We start from the raw sequence: 23,422 nt of genomic DNA, 5'->3' as shown, positions 1-23,422 counted from the left end.
TGGTCCGGATCGGTAATGGTCCCTTCGGTGGCGTGATCGATGCGGTCAGATGTCGGCCGACGCCGGTCCACCCGGTGGTGGCCTGGTACAGCGCCCAGATCACGGCCGAGCGTCGGGTACCAGTGCCCGACGAGGACCGCACCGGTGAGCTGAAGGCCGCGCGGCAGGCCGCTGTCGAGGACCAGGCGCGGCTGGAAACCGCGGGGCCGCAGGAGATCGCTCGGATCGCGGCCGTCTACGCGGGCCGACCGCATCGCGGCGGGCATCAACGGGCGGGCGAGCCCCGCGATGTCGTCCAGCTCATGGCGAGCTGGGGCAGAGCCTGCCGCAGCCCCCGGTACAGGGCGAAGAAGGCGGCGCCCTCCTGCTCGGTGTAGGGGCGGTTCCGCTCCGACTCCAGCATCCAGCGGGCCCGTCCCGGGCTGCCGGCCTCGTGCCGGAGCAGGGCTCGGCCGTCCCGGCGGATCACCGTGACGGCGGTGATGGCCGGATGCTCCTCGGCGAGGGCGACGACATCAGGCAGGGCGTTGAAGCACTGGTCGTGGCCAGCCTGGGAGGTGAACCGGCCGGCCCCGACCTGCAGGGCGCGGGCGTAGCGCAGGACGGTGGCGAGGCGGCTGTCGGCCCTACGCACCGCCAGGACCACGACCTCGATCGGGTAGCCGGCGACGGCGAAAGGCAACGCTCTATCCAAGAACTCTCGGGCGCTGCCGGATGCGGCCTAGATGAGGACGTCACCGCGCCGGTCGCGCACGACGCCTCGGCCTGAGCGAACCAGGCACGGTAGTCGAACCGGATCGCCGCGCCGGCGTTACGGGGATCGGAAGAGAGCAGCTGGAAGTGCTCCGGGTGTGAGGCCTTGAAGTCGTCGCCTTCCAGCCGGGTGGCGCCCGGCCGCATCGTCCTCTTGATCCTGCTGGAGACCGCCAGCTTGCCTGCGCCGGGCTGTCCCAGCACGCACACCGCCCGCGGGTCGTCGCGGAAGATGATCTGGTTCAGGTACGACGGCGCGATCAGCTCCTCGAAAATCCATCGGTGTTCAGCGGGCGAAGCCGGTGGGAGTCGAACGCCGGGTGCCCGGCGGCGGGGTTGCGCGGTGCGGCGGACCGGGCTCGGCGAGCGCGGCAGCGCGCTCGGCGTCCCGCTGGACCGCCAAACGTTGTTCCTCACAGGCCAGGTCCTGGTGCAGACGCTGGTCCGTCCGTGCAAGGTCGCGACGGAAGACTTCGGTCTCTCGGGCACTCCAGGGCCGAACGCGCTCAGAGGCTCCCGCCGTGTCGGCCGCGGCCCCGCGCCGCCACTGGCCGTCGAGGAGTTCGTTGGCGTAGGGCACAGTCCCGTCGCGTCGCGCGACGGTGACGCGGTCGACCAGCCGCTCGGCCTCGATGACCGCGAGGGTGGCGAGCATGCGCCGCGCGCAGGCGTCGTGGTTGTCCCACGACACGTACCGGCCGCCAGGCCCGCCCGTCGCCGCCGAGACGAAGCGGTCCGGGACCCCGAGCTGGCTGAGCGCCTTTGCGGTCGCCAACGCGACTACCTCGATCCCGGTGCCCAGCCCGCCGGTATGCGGCCGCCGACGCCCGGAACTCCTCAACCAACTCCGTGGCCTTCTCAGCCATGCCCACGTCCAGGACCGCGGACACCGCGCCCGGGGACTGGACGTGGGCTTGAGGTGGAACGGTCTGGGTAACAGCCCCGCGATCGCTCTCGGGCACGCGGTGTCGAGGGCTCGCCCGGTGGGTGACGACCAGGCGGTTTCGTTCCTGACCGATCACCGTGCCGGTAGCACGTTCATATGACGGAGACGCCATCCGTGCGCGCGGCTGCTAAGTGCTGGCCGCTGCTGGTCTGGTGATGGAGATGCCGGTGGCTCATGCTGCCGGCGCCGGGGCACGCCGCGGCGGAGGTGACGCGGCCGCTGCGGCGAATGGTGGCTTGGCCACCGGTCGCCGATGAACACCGCGAGGGCTACGACCGGGACCTGTACCGACGCTGGACCGACAACGACCACGACGGCTGCTCCACCGCGCCGAGGTGCTCTTGGACGAAGCGGTCCAGCCGCCTCCGATGACGGGCCGATGCCGGCTCACCGGCGCGGCCTGGTACTCCTGGTACGACGACGCCACCATCACCAGCGCCCGCGGCATCGATATCGACCACATGGTTCCCCTGGCCGAGGCGCACGACTCCGGCGGCTACCCCTGGACCGCGCAGCGCCGGCAGGCGTACGCCAACGATCTCGGTGACGACCGGGCGCTGGCGGCGGTCTCCGCGCGGTCGAACCGGCGGAAGGCCGACCAGGACCCCACAGACTGGCCGCCACGGAAGGAAGCGCGGTGCACCCACGCCGAGCACCAGGTGCTGACCGACGTGGCCGCAGCGTGCCCCAACCGCGTGATCACTGTGCAGATCGGACCCTGACCGGTCTCGCCTCCCAGGTCCCTTCCCACCCGAGGTGTTGTGCTCACGCCGCGAGCACAACACCTCGGCCCGAGCCCGCAGGGCTGGGTTGTCACCGCGACTAAGCAATCGTTCTGACTCAGTGTCGGATGCGTTCTACACCGTCGCCCACTCCAGTCCGAGTTCAGCGATGAGGCTCGGAGGGGGTTTGTTGGTGTGCGGGGTGGTGGCTGGCCTGGCGTGTTGCTGATTGGTTGAGATGCGAGGTGAGTGGTTCGGGCCGGGAGGCCGGGGTGGGTGAGCTGGGGTCTTGTGCTCTGAGTGGGGCCTGGTTGGTTGTAGATATCGCCGGCGTGAAAAGGCTCGGCGCGCATTTGCGCTGGTCAGGGATGCTCGGCCCGCTCGATGGTTGGGGTTGGTGGGTTCGGGTGGGGCGGTGGTGGGTTTCGGCGAGGTGGTCGAGGCGGATGGCTTCGAGTGTGATTCTGGTGATGCGTTCGGTGCCGTCGCTGATGGCAGTGGAGCGGCGGCGGTACGACCAGGGCAGGAGTGTCACAGCCATGGGATTTCAGCCAAGTGCGGGAGCCGGCACCTCGCCGGAGAGGACCTTGCGCTCCTGCATCCGGGTCAGGCGGACGACCACCATGATGGCGAGGACCGCGGCCGCGATGTCGAGGCAGTCGGAGAACAGCATCGTCCTGGCGGCCCCGCGCAGTTCGTCCGCCGTCTCGGCCTGCCGGGAGCTGCGGTCGGCGAACCGGCCCACTAAGAGGCTGACGATCCACAGCGTCCACCAGGCGTTGACCAGCGTGTGCCCGGACCGTGAGCCCCAGGGAGCGCTGGCGTCCCAGCTGTCCACGACGATCCGGCGCGGGAACCACAGGTTCACCACCGGGCAGAACCAGGCGCCGATGGCCCAGCCGCGCTTCATGCGATGCCGTGAGGCGTCGAACACCTCGGCGTTCACCCGGATCCGCCACAGCCAGCACAGGTAGACGACGGCCGTGGTCACCAGCGCGACAAGCTGCGCGATGCCGGCGATGCCATAGAGGGCGTCCGCGTGGTCCGCCCGGTCGATCACGCCGACGCCGGTGACGCCGTCGGCCAGGTCGCCGGTGACGTCCATCTCCAGCAGGTCCGCGTAGCAGGCGAACAGGTCGGTGGCGATGACGAGGCCGAGCAGCACGGCGGTGGCCCGGCCGAGCACGGCCGGCGAGCGCAGCCAGGCGCCGGGCGGGGCAGCGTACGGCGGAGCCGGCATGGGCGTGGTCACGAGAAAGTCCCCCCGAGAAGACGAGATCGAGCCGGCGCGCGGTTCTCCCCGAACCGGCGCGCGTGCACTGGTGCCGGCGCGCGTGCGAAGACGCGCGCGGACACCGGAACATACGGTCGGATGTTGCCGTACGTCCACTCGGTTCTCAGCCCCGCCAAGTCCGCCAGCTTCCTGAAGCCGGCCGGCGAGCGCCGACTTGCCCGGGTCCCACAGCTTCTGCACGGCGGCCCGCGGCTGCAGGCGGATGCCCCCGCCCGTATCCGCGCCGTCTTCCCCGTCTGGGGTAACCCGGTCGGCCTCGGCGTCGAAGCGACCGTGTACGCCCAGCTGCTGACGCCCCGAGGGGGCTTGTTGGTGCACAGGGCGGCTGCTGGCCTGGCGTGTTGCTGGTTCGCTGAGAGGTGCAAATGGGCGCTTTGATCGAGGTGGTCGGGGTGCGTGAGCTGGGGTTATGCGTTCCGTGCTGAGGGTGTGAGTCCGCGGTGGGGTGGCAGTGGATGGGCGTCAGCGGGATCGGTGTGGGTGCCCTGGTAGCAGGTGCGGGACGGGGGCTGTGGTCGCTGTCATGCGGTGACCAAGCGGATGTTGCTATGCGGCTAGCAGGTTGATTGCTCGATGCTCCTCCTTCCTCCTTCGTGGGCACCAGGCATGGAACGCCGCGTGTTGCCTCCCCGGAGGGGGAGGCAACACGCGCATGTGGCCGGCGGGTGGCTCAGTCGCAGATCACCCGGGCGTCAGCCCAGTCGGCGTGGTCGGAGCCGTTTCCGTCACCGCCGTCGGTGACCCGCAGCGTCAGTATCCTGACCCCCGCTACGTCGGCATCGACGGGGCGGGCGTTGTCGGGGCCGCGGACGACAGGGGTGTTGATGATTTCTCGGCCGTCGCCGAGGACCTGAAACGCCACCGATCCTCTCTGGGCCACCTCGTCATCGACACCAACCTCAGCATGGAAGGTGCGACAAGTACGGCCGAGCCAGACTGTGACCTCGCTCTTTGAATGCGTCCCAAGGCCCTTGGCGTACGTCTTCCCGCTGAGGGTCAGGGTTGCGCCATCGCCGGCGCCGGCCTCACCGTTGGACTTGTCACGCTCGACCGGGCCCCACCCGTTGGATGCGCTCATGAACGGCAGGTCGCTGACATGTGCGGTTCCGCTCGGGGTGGGGGTGGTAGGCGGAAGGAACACCCTCACTGACCGTTCCAGACGCACCAGGTGGTCCACCGCATCATCAGGGAACTGGAAATGGTAGGTGGCTACGAGTGGCACGTCGACGTACCCCGGGTCAAACTTCTCCGGTGGCGTGATCGCCCACCGGCCCTCGAGGGACGATCCGACCTGCATGGACGGCTTCGACACCGTCGCACCGTCGACCTGCCACCCGGAGGGCGGCATCACGCTGAGCTCCACATCGGTGATCGGCGTGTTCGCGGGCGCCCACCCGTTGTCCGCCATGGTGAAAGTGCCGCTCAGGTCGATGGCTCGGCCCGGTTGCGCGTCAGCTTCACTCGGGCTCACCGTCAGGGCGGTCTTCGGCCGCAGGCGACCCCCGTTGATGGCCACCTCGAGCAGGTCGATCACTGCCCCGTTGGAGCCGCCGTCGAACACCAGCTTCACGTACTGGGCCTGTGCGCTGAGCGGGTACTGGTCGTAGAACCCGAAATAGGCACTGCCGGTGGGGCCGTTGACGGTGCCGGCGTCATTCCAGGCCACGCCGTCGTCACTGGTTTGGATCTTGATTGTCCTGGGCGTGTTGATGTACCGCTGTTCCAGCGTGTTGAAGTTGATGTCGATGTTCGAGATCTCGGACTTTACTGGAAGCTTGAACTGAATCCAGGTCTTCTCGCTTCCTGGCACCGACCACTTTGACTGATCGTGGTGTTCGGCGTCGATAAGGTCACCGTCGGTGAGGTTCGACACCACATCCTGCTGCTGGCTGGCAGTGATTTCGGCGCCTCTCGCGAGGTTGCGGTACGGCAACAGGTCCAGGAAGACCCTGTTCGTGGTGAAGGTCTTACCGTCCAGTGTCACGTCTGCCCAGATGACTCCCCTCCTGGGCGCGTCGACCTGCGGGGTGATGACCTTGTTCTTCTCGAACGCGAACGTGTCTACTTCCTTGATGGCAACCGGCTCGTATTTATCACCGCCAGCCAGATCGACGATGCCGCCATGCCATTTGATCTGTGCCGCATCCAAACCGATGGGACCACCCGTGGCCGACCTGCCTTCGATCTCGTACTTGAGCCCGTCGTTCAGGCCGAACTCACCGTAGGCCTCCTTGCCTTCCACCAGCAACGATGCGCCGATCATGTCGGGGACATAGACGAGGCCGTCTCTGACCTTCACCTTCAACGTGCCTTGCTTGGTCACGCCCTCATGAGTGCCTCGTACTGTGATGCTCGTTGTCCCGTCCGACACAGGATGCACGATTCCACTAGGCTTGACCGCCGCTACCCCAGGATTCGCGCTGCTGTAGGTCACGCCTGAAAGCTTGGCTTTCAGCGCGGGGTACGTCATGTAGCCCTCGGCCTTGACCTTCAACGCCCCCTGCGCCAGCTGCTCACCGGTCACATCGACGTTGGTCAACTTGTACTTGCGCTCAGGACTGTCGGTCACGATCTTGATGATCGTGTCGATCGGATCTTCCTGGACGTCGGCCAGGCTGATGGTCAGACTGTCGCCCTTCTGGCTGAACGACGTGACCGGGACGTCGCTGTTCAACCATCTCACGGACGTCACACGATCGTTGACCGGACGGATGGTCAAGGAGTTGTTGATAAGCGCGTCGAAGCCCTTCTTGCCGTCCGGCCCCTTCATGATGTGAAGGTAGATGTTGTTGTCCCTGGCGGTTGCGTATCCCCATTGCGGACCAGTCGCGCTGTTCGGGTGAGCGAACTTTTCATAATTTCCACGTCCATCGTCCTCGTAGCCGTAGCCCGCCAGGAAGTACGGCGTCGTGCCCGTCGTGGACTCGTGCCTCTCCGCCCCGCGCTTTCCCTCGAACCAGTCAGCGAGGTTCTCTCTTACGTCGATGAACTCCTGGACTGCCTTCGGGTACCTCGTGGCGATCTCTTGAGGAGAGTCCCAGTTCGGTCCCCGACTGTCGAGAACCGACTGATCGTTGTTGTCGACATTGCCCCGACCGGCATTACTCAGCATCTCCTTCGAGACCTGCCTGAAGTCGTCGCGCTTACCGTAGTAAGGCGACATCATGTTCTTCGTGTGGATCATCTTCCACGGTTCCATGGACGTCCGCTTCAGAAGATGATTCGGCCCCGTATTGGAATAGATACCAGATGCCTCGTCGGTTCTCAGGTCCGGATCGCCGTACTCCACCCCCCACGCGTTTGAGTTCACGATGATGCCATCGCTGTAATCGCGTACCACGCTGTACATCACGTCGTAGTTTGCATTTGGCATTGCCTGTGGACCGTCGAAGTACAGGTACTCCGGAGCGTAACGGAGAATAAGGTCCTCCACATTCTGCATAAACACGTCAGTGGAGTAGTGCTGCAAGCCGCCACCCTCGGTTGCGTAGTACAAGCCGAACTTCATGCCGTGACGTTTCACCGCTTCCTCGAACGGCTTCAGCCCGTCTACTACCTTGCCATTCTCATCCTTGGGGACGTATTCCGCTCTGATATGCTTCGGATCTGCGAACTTGGACGGCCAGTTGTAGTTCTGCTGCAGCGCTTCGACTGACACCAGCGAGTGCCCTTGACTTTTTGCTCTCGCTGCCCATCGATCAACGGAGTAGTTCGGGTCCACGTAGTAGTTGTAGGTCGGGGTGGCATGGGTCAATGCGCCGACCCTGCCTTCTTCGAACCACTTGTTGGGACGTTCCTTCACCGTGATGGTGAAGTCTTTCGAAGCAGTGGTCCCTTCCTTGTCAGCCACCTGGACAGTGAAGGGGTAGTCGCCTGGTTTGGCGTTGATGCTGACGACTCCCTTGGTGCTGTTCAGAGCGACTTTCCCGTCGACCAGCCCGTCCGCGATTGACCCGTCAGGATTCAGCTCCAGACCATCGGGCAATGCCCCATCGACGATCTTCCACGTATAGCCCGGCGCCCCACCAGCAGCCATGAACTGGAAAGTCGAAGCAGCGACGCCGTACTTGTTGTTGGTCACCGACTTGTTCCAGACGTACGGCCACTCCTTGTAGCCGACCGGCATGTCGCCCTTTGGGAGCGGCGTCTCGATCGCATCGTCAGTCGAGAGACCCTGCGTCACGATCTGCAGGTTTCCCGACGGCCCTGTCACGGAGTTCACCAGACCATTGATCTTGTTGCCGGACCGATCCGCCACCCGGCCGTAGAACCCGAGATAGGCAACGTTCTGGTCCTTGGCAATCGGCACACCGTTTGAATTCACGTCCTCCGTGTAGGTGTGCTTGATCTGAATCATCAGCCTGTTCCAGCCCGCCTGTAGCTGGACTGCCTGCTTCGTCAGGTCCTTCTGCACTTCCACCGGAGTGCTTGGGCCCGTCAGACACCTGTCGTTCACATACAGCCGGTACGAACCACTCGCCCCGACGTTGAAATATGCCTGCTGCTCGACTGGGCTGTAGACGTACGTGTGCGCGTACACGTACTTGTTCCTGGTGTCGACGCCCTTCTTGACGGCGTAGTACCCGTAGAGATCCTGGTAGTCGTCGTAGTTCCGGTTGTAGATACGGTCGTCGAAGTACTCCCACTTCCTGCTTTCGTCGCCGAAGGCCAGCGATTCACCGGTCTTCGGAGTGATCTTCGTCTTCCCGTCGACCGGCAGCGTTCCGGCTTCGCACTCATACTGCTTGTCGACGACCGGCGCCTCAAACGGCCCCGACACGAGCCACGAGTTGATGAACGGAGCGTTCCCCGTGACCTGCTGCGCGTCTGCCTGCTTGGCTGTGGGTACGCTGAAAAGGAATGATGCGATTATCATCAGCCCTAGGAGAAATGCAGTACTACGATATCGCTTGGTCATTTCGAGGACCTTTCTATGCGATGCTCCGCTATTCCGGATTGCAGGCGTTACCGTCAGCGTGCAGGAGCTCGACGCATCCCGACCGCTTTCACCGTGCCCGGGACGTACCGCAGTTCCGCCGTCCCAGTGCTGGACGCAGCCTCGGAGGTCACCAGCGCGCCCGCCCCCGCGGCGAGCACGAACCATGGCCAAGCGCGGGTCACCGACGCCCATCGCCGGAGGTCCTGCGCGCGGCGTCAGGTCTTGAGGCTTCCGGCGGACAGTCCTGAGCGCCAGAACCGCTGCAGGGTGAGGAATGCGATCACGAGGGGAACTACCGAAATCAGCGAGCCCGTGACCACGATGTCGTACCAGGGTTGGGATCGAAGCTGGCTGTTCCAGTAGTAGAGCCCCAGGGTGAGCGGCCAGAGTTTGTCGTCCGCGAGCATCATCAGCGGCAGGAAGAAGTTGTTCCAGATCCCAACGAACTGGAAGAGGTAGATGGTGACCAGAGCGGGAGACATCAACCGCAGCCCGATGGTGAAGAAGATCCGAAGTTCGCCCGCACCGTCAACCCGGGCGGCGTCGGTCAGCTCGTCGGGTACGGAGGCCGCAGCGTACACGCGGGCGAGGTAGACCCCGAAGGGCGTTACGGCGCTCGGAATCAGCACCGCCCAGTACGTGTTGGCGATGCCGGTTGCTGAGGCGAGCAGGTACAGCGGAAGGGCGAGCAGCGGCGGTGGGATCAGCACCGCGCCAAGGATCAGCGCGAAAACGCCTTCTCGACCTTTGAAGGGGTACTTGGCCAAGGCGTACCCGGCCATCCCGGCGGTGAGTGTGGCCACCAGGGCCCCGGCACCGCAGTACAGCAGACTGTTGAGGAGCCAGCCGGTGAAGGCGCCGTCGCTGTGGTGGAAGACCTTGGACAGGTTATCGCCAATGCGGATGCTCGAGCCGAACCAGAAGCCGTTGGTGCCGAACAGATCACCGCTGGATTTCGTCGACGAGACCAACAGCCACCAGATCGGCATCAGGAAGTAGCCCGCGACCGCGAGCAGCAGGACGGTGGTGCTCAGTTGGGCGGCTGGTGAGCCACGGCGACGGGCGGGCAGCGCCGGACGCCCCGGGCCGGACCGGCGGTGAGGGGCTGTGGACTGCTTGCTCATCGTGATCCTCGTGTGCTCAGGCGCAGGAAACCGTAGGACAGGGTGAACGTCGCGAGGGCGAGGACCACCGCGACAGCGGCGGCGAAGTTGTAGTCGTTGAGGCCGAAGGCCGCCTGGTAGGAGAGCATCACCGGGGTGTAGTCGGTGCTGATCGCGGACGTCATGGGGCGTAGCACCATCGGTTCGCCGAACAGCTGTAGCGTGCCGATGATGGAGAAGACGCCGGTCAGGGTGAGTGCCGGGCGTACCAGAGGCACCTTGATGTGCCAGGCGATCTGAAAGCCGGAGCACCCGTCCAGCTCGGCCGCCTCGTACAGCTCCTGAGGGACGGACTGCAGCGAGGTGTAGAGGATCAGCATGTTGTAGCCGGTCCAGGACCAGGTGACGATGTTGCCGATCGAGAAGAGGATCATGTCGGCGGAGAGGAAGTCGACGTCGGCGCCCACGCTCTTGCCGAGATCATTCAGCGGGCTGATGCCGGGCACGTACAGGAAGGCCCACAGAATCGCCGCGATCACACCGGGTATCGCGAACGGCAGGAAGTACGCCAGGCGGAAGAAGCGCTTGAGGCGTGCCACTCTGGAATCCAGCAGCAGGGCCAGCAGCAGGGCCAGCCCCAGCATGATCGGCACCTGGACCACGCCGAACGCCAGAACTCTGCCCACGCCTGTGAGGAAAGAGTCGTCGGCGAGCACCCGCGTGTAGTTGTCCAGGCCGGCGAACACGGTCTTAGGTGGTTCGAGCCCGAGTCCGGAGCGCTGCACCCGGAACAGGCTCTGGTACACGGCGTATCCGATCGGGACTACGAACACAGCCAGGAACAGCACGGCGAACGGTGCGAGCAGCACACCGGCGGCCCGGTTGCGTCGGCTCTCGAGCATGTTGCGGGTCCGGCTGCCGGCCGGCCGCCGCTTCCGCCCCGGGGCGGTGGGTAGCCGGGGCCGGCCGTGACCCTCTGATTGCGTTGGAGGGTGCACGACCGGCCCCGGAAGGGAATCGACGTCGCGGGTCATCCCGTCTTCAGGCCCTTCGACTTGATCGCCGCGAGCGTCTTCTCCTGCACGCTGTCGAATGCGTCGGGCAGTGTGCCACTACCGGCGTACGCCTTGCTGGTCGCCTCGTCCAGGTCGGTGCCGAACTGTGATTGCGTGGGACCCCACTGCCAGTTCACGTCGGTGTTCTGGGCGGCCTCGGCGAACACCTCGTAGATGTTCTGGCCGCCGTAGTACTCCACCCCTGCGCTCACCTCGGGCAGTTGGAGTCCGGCGGTGGCGGCCGGGTAGATGCCGGTCTTGGTGATCAGGTTCTTCAGGCTGTCGGGGTTGGTACTCATCCAGGTGGCGAATTCGACCGCTTCGTCCTTGTACTGGCAGCCCTTGAGCACGGCCGTGCTGCCGCCACCGTCGTTGCCGAACTTCTTCTCACCCTTCGTCCACTGCGGCATCGGGGCGACGGCGAACTTGCCCTCGGCCTTGGGAGCGTTCTGTGTTATCAGCGGGTTCAGCCACACCGCCCCGATCGCCGTGGCCACCTTGCCGGACTGCAGCTTGCTCCACCACTGGGGGCTGTAGCCCTGATCCGTGGCGACCAGCTTCTTGTCCACTAGGCCTTGCCAGTAGTCCGCCAGTTGCTGGGTCTGGGGATCATTGACGGCGACCCGCCACGTATCGCCTTCGGTGCTGAACCACTTGGCACCCTTCTGCCAGGCCAGTCCGGACAGCGTGATCGCCCGCAGGTTCACGATGTACGTATCCGGGTCGGCCTTGTGCAGCTTTTCGGCCGCCTCGGCGTACTCGTCCCAGGTCGTCGGTACCGCGATGCCGTACTTGTCAAAGACGTCCTTGCGGTAGTACATCGCCATGGGGCCCGTGTCGACCGGGATGCCATAGGTCTTGCCGGCGACGGTGACCTGGTTCCACGTCCACGGGACGAACTTGTCCTTTGCGCCGGCGGCCGCCTCGGTGACGTCCTCCAGGGCACCCTCGATCAGGAGAGTGGGCACGGACTCGAAGCCGACCTGCGCCAGGCAGGGGGCATTGCCTGCCTTCACCGCCGAGAGCATCTTGTCGTACCCACCCTGGCTACCGGAGGGCAACGTCTTGAAGGTGACTTGGATGTCCTTGTGAGTAGAATTGAACAAATCAACCGATTTGTCGTATCCGGGGGCCCAGCCCCAGAACTCCAAGTGGACAGTGCCATCGGCGGACTTGTCGTCGCCGCTCCCCCCGCAGGCGGCCAACGGTAGTACCAGGGTGGCCGCGGTCAGGCTTCCGATCAGGGCCCGCAGCCTGAACGGCTTCTTGCCCGTAACTGATGGCTGCCGCCGAAGCGGACGCCGCTCCCTCACCCCGTCGCATGTCCGGCCAGACCACATGGCCAACTTAGCTAGCATCCAAGTATGCCTTCCTGTTGCGGATCTCCGTCGATGAATCCGACTCTCCAGTGGCCTAGACTGCGCGGCCGGGCTTCGGTTCGAAGGTCACGTGACGAGGCTGTGCTCCTGCGGGCGTAGCAATATTCAGCAACTCAGCGCCCGTGTCACGGTGAGGCTCAGTATCTTGTGTGGCCCTGGAGACGTCAAGGCTATAGATCAGATTCACTGAGGGGCTTGAGGGCAATAGATGTGGAACATTGCCTCCAGCGCGGTCTCTGTAGTCAGCCAGTCCGCCCCTTCGTAGGGGCGCCGAGGGGGAGGATCCTCATGCTCGGGCGGGTGTCCACACCGCCAGAAGGTGCTCCAGAGTTCCGTGGGTGCTCCGCTGCAGGCTCCGGCCGCCTGCGCCGCCGCCTCCCCGTGGAACTCGTCGAGCGCTCCGACCGTTCGACCCTGGTCGCGCTCGCGGACCCGCCGGTGGAAGCAGCCCTGTCCCCGTCCGTGGAAGAGCTCGACGTGGCACACGAACAGCAGTCGCCTACCCGAAAGACGTTGGGTGGCCGCTGGTGGATCGCCTCGGTCAGGCGGGACGGCGATGAGTCCGTGGGGTTGGGCTGTGGTGAACGCGGTGGCCAAGCGCGTACCCCCGGAGAGGAGCGACATGGCGCGAGCATGTCAAAATGCGGCTAGCTGCACGCCCGCATCGATCCGCCATGCGGAGCTGCGGCGCGTCCTTTGGCCCCGCGCTTCCCGGGGACTTGGGTTTAGGGGTGGGTGTTGTCGGGTGTGACGCGGCGCCAGATCTCTTGTTGGAATTGCTGGGCGGTCAGGTCGATGTGTTCGGCCATCAGGGTTTGGGCGCGGTTGGTTTCTCCGGTGGCGATGGCTTCGGCGATGGCTTGGTGTTGGGTGGCTGCGACGTGGAGGGATCCGCCTGCGATGCCGGCTAGTCCTATGGTGGTGACCTGGCGTTGGAGGCGTCGCATGGCGTCGACGGTGGCGGCGAAGAACATGTTTCCGGCGGCGGTGGCGATGCCGGTGTGGAAGGCTTCGTCGGCGCGGGTGAAGGCGTCGATGTTGTCTTGTTGTGCGGCTTGGGCGGACTGTTGTGCGGCTTCGCGTACTGCTTTGACCTGTGCGGGGGTGGCTCGTTGTGCGGCCAGGTGGGCGGTGGTGGTTTCCAGGTGGCGGCGGAACTCGAAGAGTTCGTCCACTTGGCGCAGGTCTGCGGGGAGGAAGTTGGCGAGTGACTGTTGCCAGGAGGACTGGTCGGGTTCGGCCACGTAGATGCCGCGGCCCTTGTGTACGGACAGTCGCCCCAGGGCGGAGAGGATTTTCACCGCTTCCCGGACGACGGTCCGGCTCATCTGTACCTCGTCTGCGAGGTCTTTTTCGGTGGGGAGCCGGGCGCCGGGCTGAAGGCCCGCCTGGATGACGTACTCGAGGATGCGCTCCGCCGCGACCTCGTACCCGGGACGGTAACCACGCTCTGTGCCCTCGGGCGCGGACGCGGGCGCGGTGGTCTTTTCTGGGCCGGTCAACGGCTTCCCCCTTGCTTCGCTCTTGAGGCCGCCGTTCGTCGCGCCAGCCTCAACCCCCACTGGATGTTTCTGATATATCAAGTGTTCCGGGGTCAGTGAATCACATTCAAACCCTTGACGCCAGGATCCAGTGACCGCAGACTCTTCCCTGTCCCAGCGAGACCTCCCTACCCCGCCCCCACCGTGACCTTCCCCCTTCCCGCCCTGCCGCGGGAGCATCCCCAGACGGCCACCCACCTCGACCCCGCGACCGCAACGGACCCCTCCAGGGGACCCCCGGAGAAGCCAGCCCTATCCACCACCACCATCGGACATATATCATATCTATCTATCCGTGCATCGTGTGCGTGACTGAGTAACTGGTCCCTGCACGCCGGGGCCGCTCATCGGGCCCAGCAACCAGTCGCCGATGGGAGCAGCGGTTACCCACCGACATCTCCCCGAAGGGGGCTCTCCCACCGACGCCTTCAGTGCGAGAGAGAAGGGGATCAAGGCCGGCCTCCAGGTGGTCGCCGGGCCTTGTCCACCGCCGATCGCGCCAACAACCGACTGGCCTAGGAACCGCCAAATACATGCCCTGCACCTCCTCCGACCCAGACGCCACGCTGCCTTCAGCACCTGCGCCCAGCCTTCTGAAGACCCAGTGGGCGGTCGCCACCCTCCTCGCCGCCACGACCACCACCGTCTGAGCACCCGGGAACAGCCGTGACCAATCCCCGCGCCGTCGCCGAGCTGACCGTGACCGAGCACGGTTTCCTGCGCGCCGGTCAGCCCCACCAGATCATCTCCGCCGCCATCCACTACTTCCGCGTCCACCCCGAGCTGTGGGAGGACCGGTTGCTTCGCCTGCGCGCCATGGGCGTCAACACCGTCGAGACCTATATCGCCTGGAACCTCCACCAGCCGACTCCCGACCAGGCCGACTTCTCCGGTCCAGCAGATGTCACCCGCTTCATCCGCACCGCCGCACAGCTCGACCTGGACGTGATCGTGCGGCCCGGGCCCTATATCTGTGCCGAGTGGGAGTTCGGTGGCCTCCCGGCCTGGTTGCTGGCCGACCCTGGGCTGCGTCTGCGCCGTACCGACAAGCGCTACCTGGACGCCGTGGACGCCTGGTTCGACCAATTGGTCCCGGTCCTGCGTCCGCTGCTGGCCAGTCACGGCGGACCGGTGGTCGCCGTCCAGGTCGAGAACGAGTACGGCAGCTACGGCCACGACACCGCTTACCTCGACCACCTGCGCCAAGGGCTGATCCGACGAGGCGTGGACTGCCCACTCTTCACCGCCGACGGCGCCACCGACGGCGTGTTGCGTGGCGGCGTCCTGCCTGGCACCTTGGCGACCGCCACATTCGGCTCGCGGCCGAAGGAGTCGCTCGCCACACTGCGCCGCCATCAGCCGGCCGGGCCGCTGGTGTGCTCCGAGTACTGGCACGGATGGTTCGACCACTGGGGTGAGCACCACCACGTGCGGGACGCAGGCGAGGCCGCCGCGGACCTGGAGTGGATGCTGGCCCGCGGCGTCTCGGTCAACATCTACATGGGCCATGGCGGCACGAACTTCGGCTGGTGGAACGGCGCGAACCACGACGAGACCGAGTACCAGCCGACCTGCACCAGCTACGACTACGACGCGCCGGTCGGCGAGGCAGGAGAACTGACCGAGAAGTTCTACGCCTTCCGTGAGGTGATCCAGCGGTATCGCGGCCCGATCGGGTACGAGGTGCCCGAGCCGCCGGAACGGCTCGCCCCGCAGGTGGTGCACCCAAACGGTACGGTGGCGCTGGCGTACTGCTTGGACGCGTTGTCCACCCCCCAGCAGCGGCTCTCGCCCGAGCCGATGGAGGCTCTGGGCCAGTCATTCGGACTGATCCACTACCGCACGCGGCTTCGCGGCCCCTTCCGTGACTCGACTCTGCGCGTGCACGGCCTCGCCGACCGGGCCCAGGTTTTCCTGGACGGCGAGCCGCTTGGCATCCTGGAGCGAACGGGGTCGCTGGACGCGCTGTCGATTAGTGTCCCCGAGACCGGAGGCGAGCTCGACTTGCTGGTAGAGAACATGGGGCGGGTCAACTACGGTCCGTGGTTGGAGGACCGCAAGGGCATCAGCGGAGGGGTTCGGATCGACACCCAGTACCAGTTCGACTGGGAGATCCGCCCCCTCCCGCTGACCGATCTGTCCCCCCTGCGGTACGGGGCAGCCGAAGCCATCGAAGGCCCGGCTTTTCATCGTGCAGAAGTGGAGATCCCAGACCCAGCCGACGGCTTTCTCGCCCTGCCAGGCTGGACCAAGGGACAGGTCTGGCTGAACGGCTTCGCACTCGGCCGCTATTGGGATCGAGGCCCGCAGCGCACCCTTTACGCGCCTGCTCCGGTGTGGCGGGCTGGCCGCAACGAACTCGTGATCCTGGAACTGCACAGATCTGGTGGGCGGATCGAGATCCGCGACACAGCGGACTTGGGCCCCACGGGCTGAGCCTCGGACCGACGGGATAGCTTCGGGTACGTTCTTATCCGGGCCAGTACTGCCGGTGTACACCTGACGCCCCCACTCGCGTACGGATGAACGCGGTCGGTTTCTGATGCGCCGAGAAGTGTCGATCGGCACTCTGTCGCTTGGTCGGTGCGGGCGGCGGGAGCAATGGTCAAGAGTTGCGGTTTCGGCCTTCGCGCGTCCGTGTCGGGGGGGTTGCGGAAGGGCCCGATCAATGGGCGGGCCTGCGGGTCGTGCGTTGTGCCGAAGATGGAGGTCCGGCCTGGCCGCTGCGAGGAATCAGCGGTCTTGTCGTAGCGGGTGGCGATGCCTCGCCACTGCTTCAGGCGGTTGAAGCTGCGTTCGACCACGTTGCGCTGCTTGTCCCTGATCGTCACACCGGGGCAGAGGGCGGATTGCACGCAGTTCACGCGCGTGCTGGAAAGGATTCGCGTCCCGCGGATCGGGCCGGGTAGGCCGCGCAAGAAGCCTGACATCCTCGCGGCGGACAAGGCTTACAGCAACGGCCCGTGCCGCGAGTATCCACGGCGCCGGGGCATCCGGCACACGATTCCGGAGAAGACCGACAGCCAGGCCGCCCGCCTGCGCAAAGGGGCACGCGGCGGACGGCCGCCAGGCTTCGACGAAGAACGGCACAAGAAGCGCAACACTGTCGGACGGGCGGTCAACCGACTCAAGCACGCCAGAGCAGTGGCCACCCGCTACGACAAGCGCGGCTACGTCTTCCTCGGGACCGCGACCACCGCAGCCCTCGTCATCTGGCTCCGTGCATGATCGGCCGGACAAGTCCTAGCCGAACGTCATGCCGTCTCCCATGAGGCCGTGGCCACCTTTCCATCCCGTTGCATCGACAACAGCGAGGATCAGGTGGTCACGGGCCCTCCACCCCCGGACGCCGAGGGGCCAGCAGGCTGCTGGATTGATCAGCTGCATAGGGCGACGGCGCCTGTCGGTGCCGGGCATGGATCCGATCAATACTCGGCGCACGAGGGCATGGAAGCCCATCACGAGTCGACGATCGTGCGGCATGGGGCCGTTGTGGGCGCCCGACCATTGCCTGGGGACGCTGCTTGCCGGCGCGCCACGTGTTCGTCTGCAAGAACCCTTGCCAGGCAAGAATAGATCTGATCTACTTCTCGCTGCCTTAGGTTGCATGCGAAACATCCTCGTATCTCTGATGCGGTGGTGTAGGCAGGGGGAGGCTTCGGCCCCGCGACTTGAAGACGGCCGTGCGGGCGGATGGGCTGCTGGAGGTCTGCAACGACAGGGCATCAGCTATCTCGACAAGTGCAAGGACGTAGCATGAAGAGATTGCGCAAGATCCAGTGCAGCGTCGTCGCTGCCGCGACCGCGCTCGCGGCAGCCCTTGCGGTTGGCGGTGCACTCACGGGGCCGCAAGCCCACGCAGCTCAAACCGGAGGTACCGCGCCGTACCTGAACCAATGGGTGGTCTCCGGTCCCTATTCCAATCCGGTGGTCGAGCAGTCTTCTGTACCCGTTGTCCCTGCCATCGGCACATCTCTTGCGGACCCGAGCAGCAACGAGTCGTCAACCTGGCAGTACTTCGACGATCGCATCTTCAATCGGAACTACGACGACTACAACGATCTGATGGGCTACTTCGACGTCAAGCAAGGCCAATCCACAGTCAATAAGTGGGTTTTGGCAGCAAGCTACGTCTACAGCCCGACCACGCAGGACGTTCAGTGGCAGGTTGGCGGCTCGGGTGTGTACCGGCTGTTCGCAAACGACGCTCCGGTTGGTCAGCAAGGCAGCGCCGTGAACAGGGTCAACAAGAACGGGACGAAGTACCCCGTGCACCTGAAGCAGGGCTGGAACAAACTTCTGATCGAAATTCAGCACAAGAACAGCAAGAACAAGAACTTCCTCGGCTTCTACACGCGACTGTGCGATGGCAACGGAGACCTCATCCCCGACCTGACGCACTCGGTGGCGGGTCCGAATATGTCCAACGATCAGCTCTCCGTTGTGACGACGGGCCTCAGTGTAGATCGGCGTGCCTTCGTGGAACGCAACGCGAGCGTGCCGGCGAACGACTACCCGTCCAACACCTTGCCGTACGCCTACGACGAGAACCCGTACGTCGGAATGGTCGCAACAATCGACGGCAAACGAAACACGTCGAGTATCGCCCCGCAAGCCGCTCCGTTCACCTTCCAGGCCGCCGGTGGAGCTCCCGGGTACTCGTGGACCGTCGCCGATGGCCAACTGCCCCCCGGGCTCACACTGGCAGCCGACGGTCACATCGACGGCACGGTCTCAGACGGTGCACAAGGCAAGACGCAGAAAGATTATACCTTCACGGTGAAGGTGACTGACGCTCAGGGCGCCTCCGCAACAAAGCAGTACACCATCACGGTCAAGAGGAACCCGGTCGATTGGTTCATTAACGGGAAGATGGCGGCGCTGTCGCACACCACAGGGACCATGCCGAACCTGTACGACCCGAACTACAACTACGATGAATGGGCCCAGAAGGCCAAAGAGATGGGCATGACCATGCTTTCGACGGAAAGCATTCAGAACACCATCTACTACTGGCCGTCGCCGAACGCGAACCTGACCCCGAGCGACAGCAACAAGCTGTACAAGTACAACGCGCTGTACCGGGCCGATGACGGCACCTGGCATGTGAAGGACCGCGTGAAGCAGGCCAAGGAGGCTGCCGAACGTTACGGTTTGAAGTTCGGTGTCTACCTCTCATCGCTGTACGAGGGATCCGAGATTCTTGAAAGCGACATCCAAAGTTTGGTTGCGCGATACGACCCGTGGTACGTGTTCGCTGATGGCGGCCCCGAGTCGTACTCCAACACTGACGTCGCATGGAGCTCTGCCCGCAACTACAACGATCGGGTACTCATAGATGCGAACCCGAATGCGCAAACCGGCGATCAGGACATCACTCTGCACGAACGACCGTTCTGGAACAGCGAACCGTACACGAACGGCGGCTGGCGTACCGGAATCTTGCCGCAGGGAAGGAAGGTCGCCCATGAGGAATGGAATGACCCCTACACCACGGCCCTGGACATCTGGACCCAATACGCCAAGGGCAATGAGCGGGACAACTGGGCCGAAGCGACAAAGGAGCTGATCAACCAATACGGTCACGGCTACGTCATGAACTATGACTCCTCGGTCACCGTGACCCGTGGCATGGACAACCTGAGCAGCAACCTGGACAACACCAACATCTTCTCGATGGTGCCGATCTCCTCACAGCAACTGTCGGATATGCGTGCGTCGATCGTGAAGTGGATGGACAACCGCGCCGGGCCTGATCTGCGCGAGTCCATGTACGGCACCACACCGTACACCATGGACTACACGCTCAAACCAGGCTGGTACACGGATCCGCAGAAGGCTATCGCTCACGGCCAGGGTCCCGAGTGGGGCTACGCCATGGCCCGTGACCAGTACGTCTACATGCATATGATCAAAAACCAGATCTCCGGCGTAGCAAAGTCGGGCTTCGGCGGCCAGGATCAGATGAGCCGGATCGGTCCGTTCGACTACAAGGTCGCTGCCGTGGAGTGGCTGAACGAGGGCATCGAGCTGCCGTTCACCATGGAGCGGGCCGGCAGTAAGTACTACATCAACATTGACACGTCCGAAGTGACCGCTGATCCAATCGACACGATCATCAAGATCAGGACGAAGAGCCCGGTCAGGGACTACAAGATGACGAGCGTCAAGCTGTTCAGCAGCCAGACCTCGACAGAAGCCCTGCAGCTCAGGGCCGAAAGCTACATGAACGACTACACCAACGTCTTCGCGCCGGCGAAGCTCAAGTTCACCAGCGACAACAAGCGGGTCGCGACAGTGGGCGGCTCCGGCCGGGTCAGTGCTGTCGGCGACGGGACCGCGACCATCACGGTGACCGCAACCTATGACGACGGTGTGAATGATCTCCAAGTCAAGACCGACACCTATCCGGTCAAGGTCCGCGACGGCGAGATCTCGCCGGCACTCCCGCTTGTCGGCGTGAACATGCTTACGGACGGGGCGATGTTCTGGGGTCAGTTCTCGACGAACGAGGACGTCCCTGTGTCCTTCAAAGCCTTCACCCGCAAGGGCGGCGCGGTCGACATCCTCAATCCTTCGAAGATCAGGTACCACTACGCAACCGTTGATGGCAAGCGCGACAACGCTTCCGGAAAGATCGTGGTCACCGAGGTACCGGCCGACGAATCACCATTCGTCGTCGAAGGCAAGACCATGAAGTTCACCGGTAAGGTCGCCAAGCCGACGATGTACAGCTACTGGGCAGACATCACGGTGGATGGGAAGACCTATACCTCAACCCGGAACTACGTCACGCTCATTCCTGATTTCAACGTCACGCGGGGGATCGTGCCGGAGGTTTCCACCGACAGCGAGCACGCGAGCACGTTGTCCGATGGCACTATCAATGATGCAGCGGGAGGCAATTCCGTAAAGTGGGTCGCACCAGCCGGAGATGAATCTTCGAGCATCACTTACGACTTGCGGAAGATGCAAGAGCTCACTCGCGTCAACGTCTTCTTCAACCATCGCATGCCGAATGCCGACAATGTGACCTACTACAACGTGCCGAAGAAGGTCAAGATCGAGTACAGCGAAGATGGTGTCAAGTGGACCTCGGGTAACGAAACGTCGGTCCTGTCTGGGGCGGGTTTGCCGACGTCGAGGGACACGCAGGCCGTTCCCGAGAGCGACGCGACACTGTATGCCTGGGAACAGGAAGGCCTCTACTACAACTATCCAGTCGATCCGGACAAGTCCAGTGTGCGGGCGCGCTATGTGAGAGTCTCGTTCCCCGGTGGTGGCCAGAACGGGAGCCCGATCGACGTGCTCGAAGTCCAGGCCTTCTCGTTGAGGGATCTTACCGCACTCGGCAGCATCAAACTGGATCCAAAGGTCGATGCGGATGGCCGCTCCGCCGCGATCGAGGTAGCAGGATTCTCCTTCCTCGGCCAGTCAATCGACCTGGGAGATGCCAAGCTTGCTTTCACCAGCGGTGATCCGTCCGTGGCCGAAGTCGGGGCCGACGGCGTGGTATCGGCTGCCGGTAAGGGGCGTACCAAGATCAGTGTGACCGCGGACTTGGACGGGTACCGCGCAAGTGATCATTTCTACGTCGACGTGGACGCATCCGGCCAGCTGTCCCTGCCGGCATTTCTCAGGGGAGTGAAACTGTCGCTCAACAAGAGCGACATCAAGACGAATGAGCCCATTATCGGAGCGGTTGAGGGAACTCTGAGCACTGGTGAGAAGGCTAACCTTTCGAAAGCGAAGATCGCCTACGTGTTCAGCGATGACCGTCTGGAGAACGTGCCGGGCAGTAACACCATCGTGTTGAATGAGCCGATCGCCAGCACATTCCAGGCGACTGCGGAAGCTGTCGTGACGTTGGATGGGGTGGAGGTGCGGTCGAGCCGAGAAGCGATCGTTGCGCACAGCACCAACATTGCCACTCAGGCACAGGTGACGGTCTCCTCGGTCCGAGATCGAAACGGCGACCCGGACGGCGACGATCAAGACGACCGCTATCTCGCTACGAAGGCGATCGACGGTTCCAAAGCCACGTCCTGGGCGGCGCGGAAGAGCGACCGGACTCCCTGGATCAAACTCGACTTCCCCTCTGCGGTGAAGGTTGATCGCATCAACCTGATCGATCGCGGAGGATCTGGCGACCGGATCGTGGAAGGAGTCCTAGAATGGGAGGGTGGCAGCAAGCGGGTCACCGATATCCAGTGGGATGGCCAACCAGACAATGTGGTGAAGCTTGATGCTCCCATCGAGACCCGCTGGGTGAAATTCACCATCGATCCCGAAGGCAAGTACGAAAACCCAGCCGGTGCGGAGTGCGGTTTGGCCGAGTTTGAGGTATACGAGGCGCAGAAGGCGACGTCCATCGTCGACTTCAAGACCGTTGCCGTCGACACGAAGGTCGGCGTCGTGCCGACGCTGCCTGCGCAGACGGAGGCCGTCTACAGCGACGGCACGACCAGGTCGGTCGATGTGACCTGGGATCCCATCTCGGAGGACGATGTGGCCAGCGAGGGATGGTTCACCGTGGCTGGAGCGGTCGCCGATACATCGGTCAAGCCGCGAGCGGTCGTCACCGTGACCGACGAGTAGCCGGGCTGACTACTCCGTTCGCTGTGGCAAAAAGGGCCCCTGCTCGATGAGCAGGGGCCCTTTCCGTTCGCCAGGCGCCCCCCGCCTACCCCTGCGCCGAGTTCGACGCGGCTTCGCGGGCGAGCCGGTTAGCTGGCCGTTGGGTTGTGCTGGTGTGGTGTGGGGTTTGGCGCGCTGTTGGCGGAGGAGCCTCAGCTTCCGCCGCCGGCGGAGTGCGCCCGGCTACATGAGGCCGCCGGCATCACGCAGGCCCTGAAGTCCACAACACAGACCGTGAGGAACTGGGAGAACGGCCGCTCCGAGCCGAAGCCGCCACGTCTGGAGGCGTACCAGCGGCTGCTGAACGGCTGGGCAGCGAAGTACCCCCCGCACGGCGCCCCCGCCGTCTTGGCCCCGGTGGCTACGCCCGTCCCTGTCGCCGCACCACAGCCTGAGATGCCAGCTGCGTTCACGGGCCCGGCCGCGCCCGGGCCAACCAAGTCGGAGACCGCAGTGCCGGTGAGGGCCGAGGCCCCCGGCTGTCCAGGCCACCCCCGAGCGTCCCGCCGGCCGCGGCCCGGCGATGTCGCCGCGTGGTCCGGCCGCGGGGAAGACTGCCAGGCCCGCGGTGGATCCGTGGTTCCCGCACGGTCCGCTCGCGGTGCTGGACGGCGACGGGTCCGCGTACGGCGTCGACGGGATCGTGCTGGACTGCCCAGCCACCACCGTGCCGCAGCTGGTGGAGTGGACCCTCAAGGAGTCCGCCCTCGGCGCCACCAAGCTCAACCGGCACGGCAAGGACTCCGACCCGCTGATCGTCCTCACCGCGGCGGCCGCGGTGAAGCTGGGGCTGCCGGAGCGCCTGGAGGGCCACGAGCAGCGCCGCTCCCTGCGCCTGCCCGGGGACCACCCGGCCGTCAAACAGGTAGCTCGCGCGAAGCGGCCGCTCACACAGCGCGGGTTCGGCCCGTGGGCCAGGATCTACCGCAAGACCCAGGGCCGCGACCGGCAATGCGTGCAGCTCGCGATCCTGTCGTGGGGTGCTTTGGGTACTCGGTCGTGGCCCGGCGTTGCGGACATGGCATCAGCCGGTATCGCCCGCGTCCTCGGCAT

At 64.6% G+C, this 23,422-nt stretch carries 12 protein-coding genes and 3 pseudogenes; 5 read left to right on the top strand and 10 right to left on the bottom strand.

Features of this window, described 5'->3' with window-relative positions:
* Window positions 1-265: 265 nt before the first annotated feature.
* The 3 genes and pseudogenes from A3IG_RS35640 to A3IG_RS34915 all read right to left on the bottom strand — a co-directional run bounded on the left by A3IG_RS35640 (window position 266) and on the right by A3IG_RS34915 (window position 1,528).
* The gene (locus A3IG_RS35640) at window positions 266-682 is read right to left on the bottom strand and encodes a zeta toxin family protein (protein ID WP_051087361.1); all 417 of its coding nucleotides are present in this window, start codon (window positions 680-682) and stop codon (window positions 266-268) included.
* A gap of 134 nt (window positions 683-816) precedes the next feature.
* Window positions 817-957, bottom strand: a pseudogene (locus tag A3IG_RS35635) (zeta toxin family protein); the annotation flags it as partial.
* 82 nt (window positions 958-1,039) lie between these two features.
* The gene (locus A3IG_RS34915) at window positions 1,040-1,528 is read right to left on the bottom strand and encodes a zeta toxin family protein (protein WP_051087360.1); all 489 of its coding nucleotides are present in this window, start codon (window positions 1,526-1,528) and stop codon (window positions 1,040-1,042) included.
* A gap of 539 nt (window positions 1,529-2,067) precedes the next feature.
* On the opposite strand from A3IG_RS34915, the gene A3IG_RS35810 reads away from it, so the two are divergent.
* On the top strand, window positions 2,068-2,421 hold the full coding sequence (locus A3IG_RS35810; RefSeq protein WP_018382004.1) for an HNH endonuclease family protein: 354 nt from the start codon (window positions 2,068-2,070) through the stop codon (window positions 2,419-2,421).
* Window positions 2,422-2,968: 547 nt separating this feature from the next.
* Here the strand turns inward: A3IG_RS35810 and A3IG_RS0102670 are convergent.
* The 6 genes from A3IG_RS0102670 to A3IG_RS0102640 form a co-directional block, all read right to left on the bottom strand.
* Complete coding sequence (locus A3IG_RS0102670; RefSeq protein ID WP_018382003.1) at window positions 2,969-3,673, bottom strand: DUF4328 domain-containing protein; 705 nt, start codon at window positions 3,671-3,673, stop codon at window positions 2,969-2,971.
* A gap of 712 nt (window positions 3,674-4,385) precedes the next feature.
* Window positions 4,386-8,633: an NPCBM/NEW2 domain-containing protein gene (locus A3IG_RS31700; RefSeq protein ID WP_026219829.1), complete on the bottom strand. Its 4,248-nt coding sequence runs from the start codon at window positions 8,631-8,633 to the stop codon at window positions 4,386-4,388.
* A gap of 236 nt (window positions 8,634-8,869) precedes the next feature.
* Entirely contained in the window at window positions 8,870-9,778 is a 909-nt protein-coding gene (locus A3IG_RS0102655; protein ID WP_018382001.1) for a carbohydrate ABC transporter permease, read from the bottom strand.
* Entirely contained in the window at window positions 9,775-10,659 is an 885-nt protein-coding gene (locus A3IG_RS0102650) for a carbohydrate ABC transporter permease (RefSeq protein ID WP_018382000.1), read from the bottom strand. Before A3IG_RS0102650 ends, A3IG_RS0102655 begins: the two co-directional genes overlap by 4 nt.
* A 128-nt stretch (window positions 10,660-10,787) precedes the next feature.
* Complete coding sequence (locus A3IG_RS0102645) at window positions 10,788-12,125, bottom strand: ABC transporter substrate-binding protein (RefSeq protein ID WP_158676898.1); 1,338 nt, start codon at window positions 12,123-12,125, stop codon at window positions 10,788-10,790.
* Between the two features lie 791 nt (window positions 12,126-12,916).
* The gene (locus tag A3IG_RS0102640) at window positions 12,917-13,693 is read right to left on the bottom strand and encodes a FadR/GntR family transcriptional regulator (protein ID WP_018381998.1); all 777 of its coding nucleotides are present in this window, start codon (window positions 13,691-13,693) and stop codon (window positions 12,917-12,919) included.
* Between the two features lie 705 nt (window positions 13,694-14,398).
* On the opposite strand from A3IG_RS0102640, the gene A3IG_RS0102635 reads away from it, so the two are divergent.
* The gene (locus tag A3IG_RS0102635) at window positions 14,399-16,168 is read left to right on the top strand and encodes a glycoside hydrolase family 35 protein (protein WP_018381997.1); all 1,770 of its coding nucleotides are present in this window, start codon (window positions 14,399-14,401) and stop codon (window positions 16,166-16,168) included.
* Between the two features lie 293 nt (window positions 16,169-16,461).
* On the opposite strand, the pseudogene A3IG_RS33520 reads toward A3IG_RS0102635, so the two are convergent.
* Window positions 16,462-16,542: pseudogene (locus A3IG_RS33520) on the bottom strand (IS5/IS1182 family transposase); the annotation flags it as partial.
* Window positions 16,543-16,546: 4 nt separating this feature from the next.
* On the opposite strand from A3IG_RS33520, the gene A3IG_RS0102630 reads away from it, so the two are divergent.
* The 3 genes and pseudogenes from A3IG_RS0102630 to A3IG_RS34720 all read left to right on the top strand — a co-directional run.
* A complete protein-coding gene (locus A3IG_RS0102630; RefSeq protein WP_157862305.1) occupies window positions 16,547-16,960 on the top strand; it encodes a transposase in 414 nt (137 codons plus the stop codon).
* A gap of 528 nt (window positions 16,961-17,488) precedes the next feature.
* On the top strand, window positions 17,489-22,330 hold the full coding sequence (locus A3IG_RS0102625; protein WP_078499962.1) for a DUF7402 domain-containing protein: 4,842 nt from the start codon (window positions 17,489-17,491) through the stop codon (window positions 22,328-22,330).
* 640 nt (window positions 22,331-22,970) lie between these two features.
* Window positions 22,971-23,422 (top strand): annotated as a pseudogene (locus A3IG_RS34720) (telomere-associated protein Tap); the annotation flags it as partial.

The organism is Wenjunlia vitaminophila DSM 41686, assembly GCF_000380165.1.
GTDB lineage: Bacteria > Actinomycetota > Actinomycetes > Streptomycetales > Streptomycetaceae > Wenjunlia > Wenjunlia vitaminophila.
Note: the sequence above shows the minus strand (reverse complement) of the source record. Positions and strands in the feature narration are given on the sequence as shown.

Excerpts from the sequence above, each read along its gene's own strand:
- A3IG_RS0102625 (WP_078499962.1), top strand. The coding sequence starts at position 17,489 with ATGAAGAGATTGCGCAAGATCCAGTGCAGCGTCGTCGCTGCCGCGACC.
- A3IG_RS35810 (WP_018382004.1), top strand. The coding sequence starts at position 2,068 with ATGACGGGCCGATGCCGGCTCACCGGCGCGGCCTGGTACTCCTGGTAC.
- A3IG_RS0102655 (WP_018382001.1), bottom strand. The coding sequence starts at position 9,778 with ATGAGCAAGCAGTCCACAGCCCCTCACCGCCGGTCCGGCCCGGGGCGT.
- A3IG_RS31700 (WP_026219829.1), bottom strand. The coding sequence starts at position 8,633 with ATGACCAAGCGATATCGTAGTACTGCATTTCTCCTAGGGCTGATGATA.
- A3IG_RS0102650 (WP_018382000.1), bottom strand. The coding sequence starts at position 10,659 with ATGCTCGAGAGCCGACGCAACCGGGCCGCCGGTGTGCTGCTCGCACCG.